The following is an 18,408-nucleotide window of genomic DNA, read 5'->3' as shown; positions in this document are numbered from 1 at the left end:
CTGCGTTCGCCGGGCAAGCGAAAGCGCGATGACACGGCGATGACACGGCAACATGCATCAGCCGCCGCTAAAGCCGAACGCATGCGCGAATGAACCGAAGCCACCGCGGCTCACCGACGAGCTTGACGACGAGCTCGAGGAAGAGGAGGTGCCGCTCGACGACGAGCTGCCGCTGTAGAAGCTGCTGCGCGACGAGCCGCTGCTGCCGCCCGATCCGGACGACGAACTGCGCGCCGTGCAGTCGACGCCGGGTTGTGGCGGGACCGGTGTGGTGACGCCCGGTGCGGTGACGCCCGGCGGCGTCGGCGGCACCGGCTGGCAATTCGGCCGCGGCATCAGCGCGTAGGCGCTGCCGCCGACCGCGAGCGTGCCCATCAAGAGCAGAGCGACGTGGTTGGAGCGCTTGGATGGCGCATCCGGCCGCGGCGGCGTGGGCACCGCCGGCACGACCGGTCGCCGTTTGCCGAAGTCCGGGTTCGGTTTGCGCGCCATGCTTTGGCTCAACGGCTCAGTAGATCATGCAGGCCGCATTCAGCGCGCCTGCGGCCAGCGAGGACAGTCCGAGCCAGATCGCCGGCGCCATTTCGCCGGAGGCGATCCGCCCCGACAGGTTCGGCACCGGGATCTTCACGATGTAATAGACGACGATCTGCACGATCAGCGCGATGATGCTCCAGATCAGGCAGTCCACCACATTGGCGGAATGGGCGATGGCGCTGACCACCGGCAGCACGAAGCCGAGCAGGCTTAAGCCCAGCGCGATCGCCGCCGCCGGATCGTTGTCGCGGATCAGCTGGAATTCGTCATGCGGGGTGACGCGCGTGTAGACGAAGAGGTAGGCGACCACGGCGATCAGCGCCGTGCAGAAATAGACCAGGAACGCCGGCAGGCCGGCGAGGGATTGCAGGATCATGTCGGGGCGGTCCGGGAGTTCGTCGGGATTCGCGCGAGGCAGGATTGCACGTTCCCTTGGTCGGCGCATGCCGACAGCCGGTTCAATCCCAAACAAAAACCCCGCCATTTGCGGCGGGGTTCAGGTCGAAAGGAGCGAACCTTGCGGTTCTCTGCGGGCCCAGAAGGTCAGGCGGGAATGCGCTCGTCGGCCTCGTGCGGCTCACGCAGCACGTAGCCGCGGCCCCACACGGTCTCGATGAAGTTGCGGCCTTCGGACGCGTTGGCGAGCTTCTTGCGGAGCTTGCAGATGAAGACGTCGATGATCTTCAGCTCCGGCTCGTCCATGCCGCCATAGAGATGGTTGAGGAACATTTCCTTAGTGAGGGTGGTGCCCTTGCGGAGCGAGAGCAGCTCCAGCATCTGGTATTCCTTGCCGGTCAGGTGCACGCGCTGGCCGCCGACCTCGACGGTCTTGGTGTCGAGATTGACCACGAGATCGCCGGTCTGGATGACCGACTGGGCGTGACCCTTGGAGCGGCGCACGATCGCGTGGATGCGGGCGACCAGCTCGTCCTTGTGGAAGGGCTTGGTCATGTAGTCGTCGGCGCCGACGCCGAGACCCTTGACCTTATCCTCGATGCCGGCGAGGCCGGAGAGGATCAGAATGGGAGTTTTGATCTTCGACACCCGCAGCTGCTTGAGCACGTCGTAGCCGGACATGTCGGGCAGGTTGAGGTCGAGAAGGATGATGTCGTAGTCGTAAAGCTTGCCGAGATCGACGCCCTCTTCGCCGAGGTCCGTCGTGTAGACGTTGAAACTCTCGGACTTGAGCATCAATTCGATCGACTGCGCGACGGCGCTGTCATCTTCAATCAGCAAAACGCGCATGCCAGTCCCCTATAGTCGCCGCTCCGGGCGTCAGGTCGGCCGCACTTGCGGCACTCACAAAACGCCTTTGAACAACTGATTTGGATCCTGACGAGATATGGTTAACAAAAACTGATTCCCCGCGCAAGCTCTAACCGTGCAATTTTTGTCGAATCGCCCTAAGATATTGCGTAGAAGAAGCTTTTCCTAACCGCGTCCGTTCAGTTTCCACATTAAGAGACGGGCCTAACCGACTCTCGCGACTCGCCCTTCTTCTGATGGGCAAGCGACCTCAGTCACCAAAGACAGTGACGCAATGATTAATGATGCGGGTAAACACGAAGTTAAGCGGCCGGAGCAAAAAAGCGGAAACTTAAGGTTTTCGCAATGAAGGCGCTCGCGGAGCAGATCGGCGACATCGACGGCGTCAATATTTATGGCCGCGTGGTCGGCGTCCGCGGGCTGATGGTCGAGATCGCGGGCCCCATTCACGCGATGTCGGTCGGCGCCCGCATCGTGATCGACGTCGGCGCGGGCCGCTTCATCCCCGCCGAGGTGATCGGCTTCTCCGGCGAGAACGCGGTGGTGATGCCGTTCGGCGGGCTCGATGGCGTGAGGCGCGGTTGCCGCGCGGTGATCGCCAATGCGGCGAGCCAGGTGCGGCCGTCGCCGGCCTGGCTCGGCCGCGTCGTCAACGCGATGGGCGAGCCGATCGACGGCAAGGGCCCGCTGGTGCAGGGCGCCTCGCCGATGTCCTACCGCAACTCGCCGCCGCCGGCGCATTCGCGCAAGCGGGTCGGCCCGCCGCTCGATCTCGGCGTGCGCGGTCTCAATACGTTCCTGACCTGCTGCCGCGGCCAGCGGCTCGGCATCTTCGCCGGCTCCGGCGTCGGCAAGTCGGTGCTGCTGTCGATGCTGGCGCGCAACGTCGATGCCGCGATCTCGGTGATCGGGCTGATCGGCGAACGCGGCCGCGAGGTGCAGGAATTCCTCCAGGAGGATCTCGGCGAGGAGGGGCTGGCGCGCTCGGTCGTAGTGGTCGCGACCTCGGACGAGCCGGCGCTGATGCGGCGCCAGGCGGCGTATCTGACGCTCGCCATCGCGGAATATTTCCGCGACGAGGACCAGGATGTGCTGTGCCTGATGGATTCGGTGACGCGCTTTGCGATGGCGCAGCGCGAGATCGGCCTCTCGGCGGGCGAGCCGCCGACCGCCAAGGGCTACACGCCGACCGTGTTCACCGAATTGCCGAAGCTGCTCGAGCGGGCAGGGCCGGGCACCGGCGACGGCACCATCACCGCGATTTTCACGGTGCTGGTCGACGGCGACGATCACAATGAGCCGATCGCGGACGCGGTGCGCGGCATCCTCGACGGCCATATCGTGATGCAGCGGGCGATCGCCGAGCGCGGCCGCTATCCCGCGGTCAATATCCTCAAGTCGGTGTCGCGCACCATGCCGCGGTCGGCCGACCCCAACTTCCTGCCTTACATCAACAAGGCGCGGCAGGTGATGGCGACCTATGCCGACATGGAGGAATTGATCCGGCTCGGGGCCTACCGGCCGGGTTCCAGCGCGGAGGTCGACGAGGCGATCCGGCTGCATGAGCCGCTCGAGGCCTACCTGCGCCAGGCCAAGGACGAGTCCACCAGCCTTCCCGACGGCTACCGGCAACTGGCTCAAATCCTGTCGGGTTTGGAAACGGAACGCTAACTTTGTCAGGCCATCATCGCCGGCACACCATAGCTATGCCGGCGGGGCCCAGCGGGGAGCCGGCTCTGTCCCGCGTTCAGATTTGGGACTTCTGGGGAGTATGAGTCGATGAAGTCACGTGAAACGCTGATCCGTCTGAAGAAATTTCAGGTCGACGAGAAGCGCCGTCGGGTTACCCAGATCGAAGGCATGATCGCCGACTTCCAGCGCATGTCGGTCGAGCTCGAGCGCGAGATCCAGACCGAGCAGGAGCGCGCCGGGATCAACGACCCCACGCACTTCGCCTATCCGACCTATGCCAAGGCCGCGATCCAGCGCCGCGAGAACCTGACCCGTTCGGCCGACGAACTGCGCGCCCAGCTGGACGACGCCAAGGCGCTGCTGTCGGAGGCATTCGAGGAATTGAAGAAGGTCGAGTTGCTCGACGAGCGCGACCAGGCGCGCGAACGCGCGGAGGAGAGCGCTCGCGAACAAGCCGACATGGATTCGATCGGCCTGATGCGGGCCCGTCTCGGCGTCATCGCCTGAACCCTCGCTCCCTCCGCTGACCAGATTGAGAGCCCGGGCCGATCGCCCGGGCTTTTTGCTGGGCGCTGTCCACAAGCCGCCGACTTGCCGGCCACTTGTTAGCCCCTTGGCGGATCGTGGTGTCCCAAAATATGCTACCACCGGTCAGGACGGATGATCGGCAGCACGGTGGCAATGACGCGATGGGGGATCGGGGCTTGGAGGGCGCAAGATGCTGACGCCGGCTGAGCTGGTCTGGCTGATCGCCGCCGTCGCCAAGGGGGATGAGGCCGCCTTCGAGCGGCTGTACGCCGCGACCCGCGCGAAACTCTTCGGCGTCGTGCTCCGTATCTTGCGGCGACAGGACCTCGCCGAGGAGGTCATTCAGGAGGCTTACGTCAAGATCTGGAACAGCGCCGGGCAGTTCAACCCAGCCCTGTCGTCCCCGATCACGTGGATGACGTCGATCGCGCGCAACCGCGCCATCGACGTGGTGCGCAAGCGCGGCGAGGCCTCGCTGGAGGAAGAGCCGGCGGCGATGGAGGTCGCAGCCGACCAGCCCGATCCGCTGGCGCGACGGGAGATGACGGAAGAGTTGAAGCGATTGCTGGAGTGCGTCGGTCGTCTGGAGCCGGATCGTCAGAAACTCGTGCTGCTCGCCTATTACAACGGCTGGAGCCGCGAGCAGCTCGCCGCAAAGTTCGAGACGCCGGTGAACACGGTGAAGACCTGGCTGCGCCGCAGCCTGATGGATATCCGGGAGTGTCTTGGACTCTGATCGATGGCCTATAGCGAAGACCATATCGCGCTCGCCGCGGAATATGCGCTCGGTACGCTCGATGCCGAGGAGCGCGCGCAGGTCGAGACCATGATGGCCGTCGACAGCGAGTTCGCAGCGCTGGTGCAGGCCTGGCAGTTCAGGCTCGGGCCGCTGAATCAGATGGTCGGCCTGGTCGAGCCGCGTCCGGTGGTCTGGGACAACATCAAGGCGGCGATCGGCCCCACGAGCGCGCCGCAGGCGCCGCTGGTGCTGCCCGAGACGCCGGCCACGACGGAGACGCCGCCGCCTTCGCCAATCACGGACGATCCCGAATTCGGCTCGGCGTTCGATCCGGAGCCTGCGCAGTCGCCCGAGCCCCGGAGGCTGCCCGAGGCCCGACCGCCGCGGGTCATCTTCGACGAACGCAACGTGACCGCGCTGACGGGTCGCGTGAAACGCTGGCGCGGCATCGCGTCGGCCGCGACCGCGATCGCGGCCGCGCTGCTGGTGACGCTCGGCCTGCAGATCTACAAGCCCGACGCTCTGCCGAATGCGATCCGGCCGAAGCCGCGCATCCAGACCGTCGAAGTGAAGACGCCGGCGCCGGCGTTGACGCCGTCGGCACAATATGTCGCGCTGCTGCAGGGGCCGAATGGCGGGCCTGCCTTCATCATGACCATCGACGGCGCCACCAAGAACTTCACCGTCCGCAAGGTCGGCGCCCCGTCGGAGCCCGGCAGGAGTTTCGAGCTCTGGCTGATCTCCGACAAGCTGCCGCAGCCGCGCTCGCTCGGCGTGATCGGCGCCGATGATTTCACCGCGCGGCCGGTGCTGTCGGGCTACGATTCCGACGTGATCAACGGCGCCACCTATGCGGTGACCGTCGAGCAGGCCGGCGGTTCACCGAACGGCCAGCCGACCTCGGCGCCGATCTTCACCGGCAAGCTGATCGAGACCGTGCCGGGCGCGTCGGCTTCGCCGCCGCGATAGGCCAGCCGCCCATCGTCAGAGGTTGCCGATGGTGGCCGTCCGTCATTGCGAGCGCAGCGAAGCAATCCATCCTTCCGCACGAGCGGTGACAGTGGATTGCTTCGCTGCGCTCGCAATGACGTAGATAGGACGTCGCGTCGGCCACCCGCGCAAAAAAGAAAACGCCCGTGGGGAGCGGGCGTTTTCGATAGTCAACTTGGGGGTAGTTGGGGGTCTTAAATATCCACGCAGCGACTTTGGGGGGCTGTAAAGAACACTACGTGAATTCGTGAAACTCTCCTGTTAGCGGACCAGCGAGTTGCTGGTGCTGGTGATCGCGACCGGCTTGCCGGCCTTCATGACCCGCGCCGTCTGCGTGTATCCCTCATCCGACGAATTATGTGCCGCGATGCCGAAGCCCGCGACCAGGATACCGGCGAACAACGCCACAACCACAATCTTCAGATGCGTCATACGATCGGCGCTGTAGATCGAGTGGTTCATGGAAGTCTCCTGCCGCCTTCCTGCTCTCAGTAAATCTGTCGGTTCGGTCTGTTGTCCGGTTCAACGTCTCGTGCCCCGCTAACGTAGGATTTGCCGATTCCGTTCCCTAGAGGTCATCACAAGGCCGTGATGAGACGTGATCGGGCGCGATCAAAAATGACCCTTTGGTAATCCAAAGCGCATTAAAGCTATTTAATATCAGTTGGTTGAGATTGTGCTGGGATGCTGCATCCCAGATAGGGCCGTTCCGGACCTGTCCGCATAAATCAGTTGCCTGTGGCGAGAAAGCACAGACGAAAACCCAAGTGATTTGCGGCCGCTAGCGCGTTTTCGCGCGAGCTGGACGCCCGTCCCGTGCAGAAAACGCTCCGGAACAACAGGCTCTAGACGCTGCCGACCGTCTTCAGCCGGGCCCTGGGATGGATCTCGGCTTGCGACAGGACGGTGGTCTGCGAGCGGAACCGTTCCACCAGTGAGCGAACGAACGGTCGGATCGCGGCCGACGTCACCAGGACCGGCGCCTCGCCCTCGCGCGCCGCCTGCTCGAAGGCGTTGCGCACGGCGGTCATGAACTCCGACAGTTTCGAGGGCTGCATCGCCAGGCTGCGGTCGTCACCGGTGCCTACGATCGACTCCGCAAACGCCTGCTCCCAGCGCGCCGACAGCGCAATCAGCGGCAAATAGCCATTCGGCGAGGTGTTTTGTGCGCAGATCTGGCGGGCCAGCCGGGCACGAACGTGCTCGACCATGGTGGCCGGATTGCGCGAGAACGCCAGCGCGTCGGCGATGCCTTCGAGGATGGTCGAGAGATCGCGGATCGAGATGCGCTCGGCGAGCAGCAATTGCAGCACGCGCTGGATGCCCGACACGGTGACCTGGCCCGGCACGATGTCCTTGATCAGCTCGCCTTGCTCCTTCGGCAGGTCCTTCAAGAGCTTCTGCACCTCGCCGTAGGACAACAGGTCCGCCATGTTGGTCTTGAGCAGCTCGGTCAGATGCGTCGACAGCACGGTCGCGGCGTCGACCACGGTGTAGCCCTTCAGCGCGGCCTCTTCCTTCAGGCCGGCGTCGACCCAGGTCGCCGGCAGGCCGAAGGTCGGCTCGATGGTGTGGATGCCGGGCAGTTGCACCTGGTTGCCGGCGGGGTCCATGACCATGAACTGGCTCGGCCAGATCTTGCCGGTGCCGGCGTCGACTTCCTTGATCTTGATGACGTAGCTGTTGGCTTCGAGCTGGACGTTGTCGAGGATGCGCACCGCCGGCATCACGAAACCCATCTCGATGGCCAGCGAGCGGCGCAGCGCCTTGATCTGCTCGGTCAGGCGGTCGGTGCCGTCGGGGCCGTTGACCAGCGGCAGCAGCGCGTAGCCGAGCTCGATCTTGAGGTCGTCGATCTTGAGCGCGGCGGCGATCGGCTCCTCCGCGGCTGCAGCGGCGGCGGCCGCGGCTGCAGCCGGGGCGGCGGCTGCCGCCGTTTCGGCCGCCTTCGCAGCCCGCTTCTGCTTGCGCGCGTTCCAGGCCAGCACCGCGGCGCCGGAGCCGAGCGCCAGGAACGGCAGCGTCGGAATGCCCGGCAGCAGCGCCAGCACCAGCATCACGCCGGCCGACATGCCGAGCGCCTGCGGATAGCCGGAGAGCTGGCGCATCAGCGCCTTGTCGGCGGCACCGGTGATGCCGGCCTTGGAGACGAGGAGGCCGGCGGCGGTCGAGACGATCAGCGCAGGCACCTGGGTGACGAGGCCGTCGCCGACCGTCAGGACGGTGTAGGTGCGGGCGGCTTCGCTGAAGGAGAGGCCCTGCTGGGCGACGCCGATGATGATGCCGCCGACGATGTTGATGCCGACGATCAGGAGGCCGGCGATGGCGTCGCCGCGGACGAATTTCGAGGCACCGTCCATGGCGCCGAAGAAGCCGCTCTCGTCTTCCAGCGCCTTGCGGCGTTCCTTGGCGGCCTTCTCGTCGATCAGGCCGGCGGAGAGGTCGGCGTCGATCGCCATCTGCTTGCCGGGCATCGAGTCCAGCTGGAAGCGTGCGGCGACTTCGGCGATGCGGCCCGAGCCCTTGGTGATGACCACGAAGTTCACGATCACCAGGATCGCGAACACGATGATGCCGATCACGAAGTTGCCGCCCATCACGAAGTTGCCGAACGCCTCGATGACGTGGCCGGCGGCCGCCGTGCCCTCATGGCCGTGGCTCAGGATCAGCCGGGTCGAGGCCATGTTCAGCGACAGCCGCAGCATGGTCGAGATCAGCAGGATGGTCGGAAACGACGAGAATTCCAGCGGCGCCTGGATGAACAGCGAGGTCATCAGGATCAGGATCGAGACCGTGATCGAGACCGCCAGGAAAAGGTCGAGCACGATCGAGGGCAGCGGCAGGATCAGCACCACCAGGATGGTGAGGACGCCGATCGCCAGCGCGATATCGCCGCGCTTTAAGATGTCGCCGATCTCGCCGAGGCTCGGCAATCCGCTCTTGCCTGCCGTGCCCTGACCCGCCGTGATGTCGACCATGGTAGCCGCTCTCCCCCGCGACTGGCGGCTGCGGCCGCCAAGCGTCTGCGCGACGGCCGCAGGGCCGCCGTTCCGAAAGTGAGGCACCGCGCTGGCGTTCACGGGGATCTCCGCCCGTTAGACGCGTTCGACGACACTCGACTTCACTCGGCAATTCTTGCCGGGTGTATGGTTAGCGAAGGGTTAATAAGGGCTTTCGCGCGACCGCACGGGTCGTCGCAGGCGCCGGCAGGGGGATTCGCGGCCGGAAGCAGGGGTGAGAGGGCCTCGTGGTCGAGATGCGCCGCCCTCACCATGAGGGTCCAGACGCGGATTCTGCCCGCAACAACGCGTCATCCTGAGGAGCCCGCCAAAGGCGGGCGTCTCGAAGGATGGCCACGGATGAGGCCGCCGGCCTTGCGGCCTCTATCTGAGCGCACCGAGCACGACGCCCGATGCGGCGATGATGCCGAGCGTGATGACACTGGCGCGCCACAAGAACTGCTGCCGGGCGGCGCGCCGGTCGTGGAAGGCCAGCCAATCGTGGACAAAGCCCGCAGGGATGTCGAACACCACCGCCTTCTCCTTGCGATGGTGCGTCTCATGTTCGCAATACATCGTCCGGACCGTCGGCACGCCCAGCCGCTCGAGCTCGCAATGCCACTCCCAGGCATGCTTGCCGTTGGTCCAGCGATTTTCGAAAGGGACCACGTGTGATTCCATGACGAGCCTCCTGGCCCACCCTTGAACCTCACGCGACAAGTCTAGCCGATTTCATGGGCTGGCGCGAGATTGACGCCGCACCGGGGCTCGTGCCCGTGCGGCGCGATGGCGGTAACTCGTCCGGGCGCCATGGAGCGTCCCCGGCGGCCCTGCGCCGGGTCCGCCCGGCGGTGCATGGGCCCGCTTTAGGCGGGCTCAGTCCAACTGCGCCAATGCGTCGGTTGAACATGGACGTGGTCATTTGAACCAACGACCCAGTCGGCGCCGTCCTTGTGGCAGGGGAACACGAGCGCATGGACCATTCCATCATAGTCCAGGACACAGACTTCGAGATCCCGGTCTGCTGGCGCAGTTGAAACGGGTAGCCATTCTGCGGGCAAGGTATGCATGATGTACCCTCCGATGAAATGCATGCGGTTCTCTCGGCGCGACGGCCGGGGGCGTGGGGCATCTGGCTTGACGCCAGCACGCGAGCGTCTGTCGCTCGTCAGTTCCGTCACAAGCAGCGCTGCCGGCCTGCGACGCACAATCCACCGTCCGAACGATCTTGGCACGGATGACGAATGGCAAGTGTGAACCAGCTCGCACTGCTTTCAATCTTCTTCGACAGGATGATCGCCGTCGCGCGATCGATATTCCTACACGTCCGGACACTTTCTCAAGTCGTATGCACGAGCACGATCAGTCCCGCCACAATCAACGCGGCGCCGGCGGCATAGCTGAGGCGGTGGCCGACCGGGAGCAGCTTCTCGCAGGCGACGTAGACGGTGATGCCGACGATCCAGAGCAGGTTCATCACGCCGCCGACGAACAGCAATGCCATCAGGAACCAGCAGCAGCCAAGGCAGTAAAGGCCGTGCCGCAGCCCCATGCGCAGCGCACCGGCCGTGCCCGGTTGCCAGTGCCGGCTCAGGAACAGCACCGGGCTCTGGCAGTAGCGCAGGCAGGCGCGCTTGAGCGGCGTGAACTGGTAGAGCCCGGCCAGCAGCAGGACGCCGCTGGCGAGCGTCGCGCTGGTAGCAGCCATCGCCATCGACAAGAGGCCGGCGAGGTCGAGTTGCCATTGCGCCAGCGTCGCGGCGAGGCTAAAGCCGGCCCAGATCACGAAATAGCCGCACAGGAAGATCCAGGCCTCAGCGAAGGGAGAGGGCGTTGCCGATTGCTTGCGCTTCAGGGCGGCGAACAGCAGCACCATCGGCGCGGCGCTCGAGATCATCATGGCGACCATCATCGTCAACCACATGACGAACACCAGCACGGCATAGGAAGGCGTCCATGGCGTCGGATCCATCGGCATATCAGCCATGCTCATGTCGATGCCGGCGCCGGCCAGGAGATAGGCCCAGGCCAGCGCCATCACCGCGGCGATGCCGCCTGCAAAGATCAGGCGGTCATGCCGCAGGACGTTTTCGAGCGCCGATGTCTCGCTCATGTTGGGATCCCAGCAGCCGAACGGCCGAACCGCGCCCGGCTGTGTCAGGCCGCGACGCCGTCCGGCGTCTGCACGACGTTGGCGAGCGAACTGTGCGAGCCCTTGGTCTCGTACTTGATCGCCCCGGTCGAGCGGATGTTGGAGGAGGCCACCTCGGCCCCCCTGTGCTCGAACCCCTCCGGCATCACGACCTGGATGCGATGCGGCGTGCCGGTGACAGGATTCTTGATCGGCTCGACCTCGGTCTCCAGCACGCCCTTGGCGACGAGCTTGGCGACGCGCCCATTCTTGTCGAAGGAGAACTCGATCGGCACGAACACCGGATCATGGATCTTGGTTACGATCAGGCTGAAGATCTGGAACAGCGTGCCTTCGGCCGAATTCTTGCCGGATAGGATGTTGAACAGTGCTTCGCGCTGTTCCGCCGTGGCGCGCTCGTCGATGATCGGCTGCATCTGCCCGTTGCCCTCGTGCAGCGCGCCGGGAAAGTCGACGGTTGCCGCGAACACCAGGCCGTCGAGCTTGGTGCTGCCGAAATGCCCCTTGGTGATCCGCATGCCGACCATGCCTTTGCAGGAACCATGCGTCGGCAGCGCATTGAAATCGCAGGGGCAGCCAAATGCACAATTGCAGTTCTTGATCCATTCGCCTTCGAGACGCCAGTCAGAAGCCATGGCAAACCTCCATATGACTGTCGGTGATCAATGCAGCGCTTCAGAATGCCTTCCGCTTCAAAAAAACCGGATCAGTTCAAGTAGGCCGGGATCATAGCAGCAACCGGTCCGGCGGTACAGGAAGCGCTGACGCCCGATCGCGCAAACATCGCCGCGGCGGCGCACGGAGGCGCCGATCGGGGAGGGAGGACGGACCGGGATTTGAACGTCCAAGCCTCGACGTCAGACGAAATACCGAGCAAGTCGCTTCGTGTCGGGGGATCCATGACAAGCCAAGGAGACCGTGCGGCGGCAACGATCGGCAAACCCTGGATTGGTGGTTTCGGGGCTGTCGCGGCTGTCACCCTTTCCGTCGCGACGGGCGCTGCCGCAAAGCCTCCGGGCCAGCGACGCCGCCATGATGCGCATGCTGGCGTGCGACGGCGAAGGCGTCAGGATGGAGGTCTATCTACCGCTATCGGTTGCATTGGCAGGCCAAGGCCTGCGCGCCGGCCAGACGGTGATCGGCTACTACGCGCTCGACCTGACCGAGGCCAACAAGGGCAAGCCGCTTGAGCCGGTTCGCGTCACGATGAGCGCGGACAAGAAGACGGTGACCGTCGACCAGTACACAAGGGGACTGCCGCCGACGCAGATTCCGGTGGGCGGGGGCACGGTCGATTTCGATCAGCGGTTTGCGAAACGCGCCGAATGCGGCCCGTTCCAGTCGCAGGACCCGAACTTCGGGAATTGATGCGACGCTAGAGCGTTGGCCGATCTGACTGAATCGTTGGGGATTCACAAATCAGCGTTTTGGTGATTCAAGCTGGTCGCCGGAGCTGGAGGCCGGCGGGCATGGCGAAACCGCTGTCGATGGATCTTCGCGAACGTGTGCTTGCCTGTATTGAGAGTGGCATTTCAGGCCGGCAGGCTGCCGAGCGATTTGGCGTCAGCGCGGCAAGCGTAAGCCGCTGGCGAACGCGCGAGCGGGAGCAAGGCGATGCCCAGCCGAGGGCTCAGGGCGGCGACCGCAAGTCCCACCGGATTGATACTCATCAGGCGACGATCATGGCTCTGCTCGAGACGGCGCCGGATATCACCATCGAGGAATTGCGTGACGGCTTGAGCAAACAAGGCCTGTCCTTTGGCTATGGCACGATCCGCCGCTTCTTCGAGCGCCACAAGATCACGCGTAAAAAAAGACCGCCCATGCCTCAGAGCAGGATCGCCCGGACGTCTTGAAGCGACGCGAGGCCTGGCGCGAGAGCCAGGGCAAGCTCGACCGGGATCGGCTCGTCTTCATCGACGAGACCTGGGCGTCGACCAACATGGCGCGAACCCATGGCCGCTGCCAGCGCGGAGAACGTCTGCGGGCCAGCGTTCCTCACGGCCACTGGAAAACAACTACCTGCGTAGCCGCTCTAACCACACGCGGCATCATCGCGCCCTGGGTGCTCGATGGCCCCATCAACCGCAACGCCTTTGAGACCTATGTCGAAAAGGTGCTCATTCCTGAGCTGCCAGACCACGCCATCGTCATCATGGACAACCTCTCCAGCCACAAAGGGCCCCGCATACGTGAGATGATCGAGGCGGCCGGCGCTACGCTTCTCTATCTTCCGCCCGACAGTCCCGACCTCAATCCGATCGAGAATGCCTTCGCCAAGCTCAAAGCAAATCTGCGGAAGGCCGCCGAACGCACCGTCGGCGGCCTTTGGGATGCTGTCGGGCGCATCATCGACACCTACACGCCCACGGAATCCACAAACTACTTCATCGCCGCGGGCTACTTGCAACCTGATCGGCTAACGCTCTAGCAGCGCGCGAATCCGCCGCGGAGCGTGCCGTTTCAAGGGGCGGCGTCCCCTTGCTGGCGCATGCCTAATCTCTCGGCAATGTGGCTTGACCCGGAGGCAAATGCCGACGAAGTTCCGCCTGCCGTGGTAATTTCTTCTGAATATTCCCCTGAAGTCGCTACGTTCATTCCCGACTTCGCGCCGGGCATGGCTGCGCCTTGTCGTGGCCGTGGTGATCGGCTCGCTCGGCAGCGTCGGCATGTGGTCGGTCGTGGTGGCGTTGCCGGTGGTGCAGACCGACTTCGGCGCGACCCGCGGAACGGCCTCGCTCGCCTTCACCATGGTGATGCTCGGCTTCGGCCTCGGCCAGGTCGTGACCGGCAAGATCAGCGACCGTTACGGCATCGTCGCGGCGATCGGCGCCGGGATCGGCATCCTCGGCCTCGGCTATGTCGGCGCCGGCTACGCGCCGTCGATCTGGGCCTTCATCCTGCTGCATTTCGCCATCGGCCTGTCGTCGGCGGCGACCTTCGGCCCGTTGATGGCGGAGGCGTCGCACTGGTTCGAGCGCTACCGTGGCCTCGCGGTCGCGATCGCCGCGAGCGGCAATTACGTCGGCGGTACGGTCTGGCCGCCGCTGGTCAATTTCGGCATGCAGAGTGTCGGTTGGCGCACCACCCATATTGCAATCGGCATCTTCACCGCGATCTCGATGCTGCTTGCACTCATGGTGCTGCGCGTGTTGATGGGCGCGGCGACCAGGCGCAGCCATGGCAACGCGGCACCGCCCCGGGTCGACCTCAAGCTTTCCACCAACGCGCTGACCGTGATCCTGTCGCTCGCGTCGATTTCCTGCTGCGTGGCGATGTCGATGCCGCAGGTCCATATCGTCGCCTATTGCGGCGATCTCGGCTACGGCGTGGCGCGCGGCGCCGAGATGCTGTCGCTGATGCTCGGCTTCGGCATCATCAGCCGGATCGGCTCCGGCTTCCTCGCCGACCGGATCGGCGGTATCCGCACCCTGCTGATCGGCTCGATCGCGCAAGGCGCGGCGCTATTGTTCTATCTGTTCTTCGACAGCCTGACCTCGCTCTACATCATCTCGGCGATGTTCGGCCTGTTCCAGGGCGGCATCGTGCCGAGCTACGCGATCATCGTGCGCGAGGCGATGCCGGCGTCGGAGGCCGCGACGCGGATCGGCATCGTGATCTTCGCCTCGGTGTTCGGCATGTCCTTTGGCGGCTGGATCTCGGGCGTGATCTTCGACGCCACCGGCTCCTATGCCGCCGCCTTCGCCAACGGCCTCGCCTGGAACCTGCTCAATGTCAGCATCATTCTGCTGCTCATGATGCGCTCGCGGCAGCGGGTGGCGCTGGCGTAATTCTCGATCGCACCGCTTGGCCGGCCTTGAGCAATGAGCAGCCGGTGATCTTCAGGCTGCCGTCGGCCTGCCGCTCCAGCGTGTAGAGCGCCTCCCACGCCTCGCCATTGGCGTCGACGATATGGACGCGCTGCGCGATCCGGTCGCCGTCGCTGCGCGCCTCGCCGAACTCGAAGCTTCTGTGCCGATAGACCGGCGCGTATTGGCTCTGCACCATCGACATGAAGATGTCGGCTTGCGGAAAGATCTGCCGGATCGCCGGCGCGGCATGCGAATAGGCCGCCGCGGCGTCGTCGCGGCCGAACGCCTGCTCCTGCGCGCGGATCACGGCCTGCGCGGCGCCGACGTCGTCGGCCGCTGCGGGAGCGAGCGAGCCGAGCAGAATAGCGACGAACATCACGATGATGCGCATGCGGTGGCAGCGTCGACAGTCGGACCTTCCAGTCGCCGCAAGGCTACTCCCGCGCGACCACGGCGGCAACGGAGCAGGCGCGTTCGGCGGCTGGCTCCGAACGACCACGCAGCGCGATGTCAGTTGACGCGCCGATGGTGCCGCAGCGCCTCGGCAGTCGGGCATCCGGCGTGCCGCGCATGACGCGTTGCGAATGGCTGCTCGATGGTGACGATCTGGCAATCGTATTGCGCCGAAACCTCGGCGATGACGTTCGACACCGCGTCGTCGATGCGCGAGCCGGGCAGATGCGCGACGATCAGGTCGCCGATGCTGAGCCGCTTGCGGACGCGCAGGTCGTTGTCGATGCGGTAACTGAACAGGGCATGGATCACGCCGCGGCGATCGCGAATCGCGATAAGCCCGGTCTCGGGCGAGCTGCCGCGGCAGCGCCGGCGCACGAACCGCAGCCATTGATCCGTGGTAATACTGGCATCATGCATGAACACCAGCGGATAGGCCACGATCGCATGCTGATGGTCGATCGGAAGTGCCTGGAATTGCTCGTTCATCGCCGGATTCCCCGATGATGGCGAAACTGCTGGGGAAAGCGCGGCGCAGCATTGATCTGCATCAATGCCGTTGGCGGTTGATCCAGATCAAATCGGGGTTGATAGTGTGAAGCACCTAGCCATGCGGACACCCGAAGCCATGAGCATTGCCGAGCCGCTGCAGGATTCGTGTGCAGGCGCGACGCGTTCCGACTGCAGGCACGGCCGCGCCACGAATGGCTGCGAGGACTGCAAGGTCAGACTGTTCAGCGTCTGCGCTGCGCTGGAGCCGTCCGAGCTCGAGGAGCTCGACCGGATCAGCCAGGCAAAGCAGGTTCCGGCGCGAACGACGCTGTTCGAGCAGAGTGCGCTGGCGGGCAGCGTGTTCAATGTCACCGACGGCGTCGTGCGGCTCTACAAATCATTGCCCGACGGCCGCCGCCAGATCGTGGGTTTCGCGCTGCCGGGCGACTTCCTCGGACTTGCGCTGCAGGACCGCTACGGCGTCACCGCGGAGGCGGTCAACGACGTCGCGGTTTGCCGTTTCGTGCGATCGGCGTTCCTCGCCTATGTCGACGGCAAGCCGCATCTGCTGCGCCGCCTGCATGAGTTCGCGGGGCACGAGTCGAGCCTGGCGCAGGACCAGATGTTGCTGCTCGGACGGCGCCGTGCCGAGGAAAAGATCGCTGCATTCTTGCTCCACATGCAGACGCGATACGCCCGGATCGGAAGCGTGTCTGTCACCGTGCCGCTGCCGATGAGCCGGCAGGACATCGCCGACTATCTCGGTCTCACCATCGAGACGGTGAGCCGCACGCTGACCCGCCTTGCGCGCGAGAAGGTGGTGTTGATCGTGCCCGATGGCGTGCGGCTGCTCGACCTCGAACGGCTCAAGCTGAGCGGCGCGAGCTGACGCCGCGGCGTCGGGTTTTGATCCAGCACAAGGCGATGCGCGCGCAGGCGCGCTAGGTCTCTCCATCACATGCAGGAGACGACCCATGCCTCTCGACACCATCCTCGTCATGATCGCGGTCACAGCGATGTTCGCCACCATTGCCGCCGTTATTGCGTGGGGTGTCGTGTGATCAGAGCCATTCCGGTCCGATTGAATCGGAATGGCTCTCTGGATTGTTGTCTTGACGCGTTTTCGTCACGCGAACCGGTATCCACTTCGCCTGAAGACGCTCTATCTGATCGAGGCCTTGAAATTATCGGTGTCCGGCGAGGGGCGGGCGGGAAACAGCCGCGCGGTCGAGGAGTTGTCGAGCCGGCGCTTGCATTTCGCTTCGTCGGCGTCCTTGCTCTCGGTGCCGTCCTTGTTCGAGTAGCGCGTCTTCGCGAACAGATCGTCCTGCCGGTTGACGATCAGCATGGCGTGGTCGCGCTCGAGCGTGTCGGGGTTCTTGCGCTGCTCGTCGGAGCGGAACGTGCCGCCGACGATCTTGCCCGTCATCTCGTAGTCGCAGCCGGCCTTCCAGTCGCCCTGGTCCCACTTCCATCCCGTCGCCTTCAAGGTACCGTTGCTCTCGGTGGTGATCTTGATGATGGCGTTATGAGCGAGCCAGATGCCGGCAAGCCCGCTGCGCTTGTCGTCAAAGCCTTTGAGCAGCGCCAGGCGTTCGCGCTGCAATTCGTCGACGTGGTCGCGGGCATCGACGGTGAAGTGAACCTGGGAGCTCTGCTTGTTCCAGGCCGGGTGCAGGAATTCGGGATATTGCTGCGTCTGGCTCTTCACCCAGCTGCGCTGATCGTCGATCAGCGCGCGCCGCGTCGTCTCGTCGAGGTGCGGCTGCAATGCCTTCCAGGCGCGGTTCAGCCGCCGGTCGTTGTCGGCCAGATCAGGGTCGGCGCAGATTTCCTCGTCGGTCGCCGTCTCCGGCCTGGTGCAGTCGAAGGTCGGGACGACGAAGGCGGTGTCCGCCCGGTCGGATGCCGTATCCTTGCCGGCGGCAAAATAGCTGCCGGTGACCTGCCACATCGACGAGCAGTCGGCGAAGCCGTGCCACTCCTCGTCGTCGATGCTGCCGACGATCCGCAAGGTCTCGCCCTGGCGGCGGAGTTTGACTGACGGCGGCCTGGCGGCAGCGGCCGCTGCGTCGGCTTTCGGCTTGTCGGCCGCCGTATCCGTATTGATCACCACGGTGCCGGCGAGCCAGCCACTCCCCGAAGGCTTCAGGTCGGCGGTGAGCTTGCAGCTTCGCCTGCGGTCGCCGCCATAGTCGCCGCGCAGATCGGCGGCGAGGCGATAGGCGCTGCCGTCGGCAGGCGTCAGCGTGATGTTGCCGAAGGCATTGACCCAGTTGCCGGCAAAGCCGGGACGGCCGGATGCCATTCCCTCAAGCGCGGCGGCGCGGCGCCGCAAGGCTTGCGCAAAACTCTCCTTCAATTCGTCCGCGTCGCTATCGGCCAGCACCTCGGAGGCGTCGATGATCATCTCGTTGAACCAGGCCTGGTCGCGCTTCAAGAGCGGCTTGACGTTCGCCGGCATCCTGCCGAGCGCCACGTCGAACGCCCTGTCGATCTGCGTCACCAGCCTGTCGGTGCCGGCCTTCCTGCAGTCCGCGATCTTGATCGTGCCGTCGCCGCCATCGCCGCACAGCCTGATCGCGGTCGGCCCGCTGCTTGATGCCCGCAGATCATCGTCCAACGCAACGGACGGGCCGGATGCAAGGACCGCGATGGCCGCGACGGCGGCCGCAAACCGTGGAGAGCAAGGCATCGACGTCACCCGCACGGCCGCGCCATGCGGCCCCTGCGGCTTGGGTCGCCCGC

The 18,408-nt window shown here is 64.9% G+C and carries 19 protein-coding genes; 8 read left to right on the top strand and 11 right to left on the bottom strand.

Annotated features, from left to right (window positions below; genetic code table 11):
• Window positions 1-57: 57 nt before the first annotated feature.
• From ACSKB9_RS13915 to ctrA, 3 genes are all read right to left on the bottom strand, one after another.
• Complete coding sequence (locus tag ACSKB9_RS13915) at window positions 58-492, bottom strand: hypothetical protein (RefSeq protein WP_438073796.1); 435 nt, start codon at window positions 490-492, stop codon at window positions 58-60.
• A 16-nt stretch (window positions 493-508) separates the two neighbouring features.
• Complete coding sequence (locus ACSKB9_RS13910; RefSeq protein ID WP_438073794.1) at window positions 509-913, bottom strand: DUF350 domain-containing protein; 405 nt, start codon at window positions 911-913, stop codon at window positions 509-511.
• Between the two features lie 167 nt (window positions 914-1,080).
• Window positions 1,081-1,782 carry a response regulator transcription factor CtrA gene (ctrA, locus tag ACSKB9_RS13905; RefSeq protein ID WP_016848562.1) on the bottom strand — a complete coding sequence of 234 codons (702 nt, stop codon included), beginning with the start codon at window positions 1,780-1,782 and terminating at the stop codon, window positions 1,081-1,083.
• Between the two features lie 366 nt (window positions 1,783-2,148).
• On the opposite strand from ctrA, the gene fliI reads away from it, so the two are divergent.
• From fliI to ACSKB9_RS13885, 4 genes are all read left to right on the top strand, one after another.
• Entirely contained in the window at window positions 2,149-3,474 is a 1,326-nt protein-coding gene (gene fliI, locus ACSKB9_RS13900) for a flagellar protein export ATPase FliI (protein ID WP_028335735.1), read from the top strand.
• Window positions 3,475-3,582: 108 nt separating this feature from the next.
• Window positions 3,583-4,002: a flagellar export protein FliJ gene (gene fliJ / locus ACSKB9_RS13895; RefSeq protein ID WP_016848565.1), complete on the top strand. Its 420-nt coding sequence runs from the start codon at window positions 3,583-3,585 to the stop codon at window positions 4,000-4,002.
• A 211-nt stretch (window positions 4,003-4,213) separates the two neighbouring features.
• Window positions 4,214-4,759 (top strand): sigma-70 family RNA polymerase sigma factor, encoded by a 546-nt coding sequence (locus ACSKB9_RS13890; RefSeq protein WP_028335734.1) that lies wholly within the window; start codon window positions 4,214-4,216, stop codon window positions 4,757-4,759.
• 3 nt (window positions 4,760-4,762) lie between these two features.
• Complete coding sequence (locus ACSKB9_RS13885) at window positions 4,763-5,731, top strand: anti-sigma factor (protein WP_310881914.1); 969 nt, start codon at window positions 4,763-4,765, stop codon at window positions 5,729-5,731.
• A 282-nt stretch (window positions 5,732-6,013) separates the two neighbouring features.
• On the opposite strand, the gene ACSKB9_RS13880 is transcribed toward ACSKB9_RS13885, so the two are convergent.
• The 5 genes from ACSKB9_RS13880 to ACSKB9_RS13860 all read right to left on the bottom strand — a co-directional run bounded on the left by ACSKB9_RS13880 (window position 6,014) and on the right by ACSKB9_RS13860 (window position 11,538).
• The gene (locus ACSKB9_RS13880) at window positions 6,014-6,214 is read right to left on the bottom strand and encodes a hypothetical protein (protein ID WP_092090232.1); all 201 of its coding nucleotides are present in this window, start codon (window positions 6,212-6,214) and stop codon (window positions 6,014-6,016) included.
• A gap of 383 nt (window positions 6,215-6,597) precedes the next feature.
• On the bottom strand, window positions 6,598-8,730 hold the full coding sequence (gene flhA / locus ACSKB9_RS13875; RefSeq protein WP_225160586.1) for a flagellar biosynthesis protein FlhA: 2,133 nt from the start codon (window positions 8,728-8,730) through the stop codon (window positions 6,598-6,600).
• 405 nt (window positions 8,731-9,135) lie between these two features.
• Complete coding sequence (locus ACSKB9_RS13870; RefSeq protein WP_438073788.1) at window positions 9,136-9,432, bottom strand: hypothetical protein; 297 nt, start codon at window positions 9,430-9,432, stop codon at window positions 9,136-9,138.
• Between the two features lie 658 nt (window positions 9,433-10,090).
• Complete coding sequence (locus ACSKB9_RS13865) at window positions 10,091-10,864, bottom strand: DUF2182 domain-containing protein (RefSeq protein WP_438073786.1); 774 nt, start codon at window positions 10,862-10,864, stop codon at window positions 10,091-10,093.
• Between the two features lie 44 nt (window positions 10,865-10,908).
• Complete coding sequence (locus ACSKB9_RS13860; RefSeq protein WP_057015186.1) at window positions 10,909-11,538, bottom strand: DUF1326 domain-containing protein; 630 nt, start codon at window positions 11,536-11,538, stop codon at window positions 10,909-10,911.
• Between the two features lie 397 nt (window positions 11,539-11,935).
• Here ACSKB9_RS13860 and ACSKB9_RS13855 point away from each other — a divergent pair, with 397 nt between their 5' ends.
• From ACSKB9_RS13855 to ACSKB9_RS13845, 3 genes are all read left to right on the top strand, one after another.
• A complete protein-coding gene (locus tag ACSKB9_RS13855; protein WP_438073784.1) occupies window positions 11,936-12,271 on the top strand; it encodes a hypothetical protein in 336 nt (111 codons plus the stop codon).
• A gap of 101 nt (window positions 12,272-12,372) precedes the next feature.
• A protein-coding gene (locus ACSKB9_RS13850) for an IS630 family transposase (protein ID WP_438073782.1) occupies window positions 12,373-13,334 on the top strand; the annotation gives its coding sequence in 2 pieces (ribosomal slippage) (window positions 12,373-12,712 and window positions 12,712-13,334; 963 coding nt in all).
• Window positions 13,335-13,524: 190 nt separating this feature from the next.
• Window positions 13,525-14,694, top strand: a complete 1,170-nt coding sequence (locus ACSKB9_RS13845; protein WP_438080193.1) for an MFS transporter — start codon at window positions 13,525-13,527, stop codon at window positions 14,692-14,694.
• Here the strand turns inward: ACSKB9_RS13845 and ACSKB9_RS13840 are convergent.
• Together ACSKB9_RS13840 and ACSKB9_RS13835 are read right to left on the bottom strand one after the other, a co-directional pair.
• Window positions 14,657-15,106 (bottom strand): DUF4864 domain-containing protein, encoded by a 450-nt coding sequence (locus ACSKB9_RS13840; RefSeq protein ID WP_438073780.1) that lies wholly within the window; start codon window positions 15,104-15,106, stop codon window positions 14,657-14,659. The two genes, ACSKB9_RS13845 and ACSKB9_RS13840, sit on opposite strands and share 38 nt — an antisense overlap.
• Window positions 15,107-15,225: 119 nt before the next feature.
• Window positions 15,226-15,657 carry a hypothetical protein gene (locus ACSKB9_RS13835; protein ID WP_438073778.1) on the bottom strand — a complete coding sequence of 144 codons (432 nt, stop codon included), beginning with the start codon at window positions 15,655-15,657 and terminating at the stop codon, window positions 15,226-15,228.
• Between the two features lie 139 nt (window positions 15,658-15,796).
• Between ACSKB9_RS13835 and ACSKB9_RS13830 the strand changes: the two genes are divergently transcribed.
• Window positions 15,797-16,549, top strand: coding sequence for a Crp/Fnr family transcriptional regulator (locus ACSKB9_RS13830; RefSeq protein ID WP_438080191.1), 753 nt, complete (start codon window positions 15,797-15,799; stop codon window positions 16,547-16,549).
• Between the two features lie 273 nt (window positions 16,550-16,822).
• On the opposite strand, the gene ACSKB9_RS13825 is transcribed toward ACSKB9_RS13830, so the two are convergent.
• Window positions 16,823-18,355, bottom strand: a complete 1,533-nt coding sequence (locus ACSKB9_RS13825; RefSeq protein WP_438073776.1) for a lysozyme inhibitor LprI family protein — start codon at window positions 18,353-18,355, stop codon at window positions 16,823-16,825.
• Between the last annotated feature and the right edge of the window lie 53 nt (window positions 18,356-18,408).

It is taken from the genome of Bradyrhizobium sp. BR 1433 (assembly GCF_051547665.1).
Lineage (GTDB): Bacteria > Pseudomonadota > Alphaproteobacteria > Rhizobiales > Xanthobacteraceae > Bradyrhizobium > Bradyrhizobium australafricanum.
The sequence above is the reverse complement of the archived record's forward strand: the minus strand, read 5'-3'. Positions and strand labels throughout refer to the sequence as shown.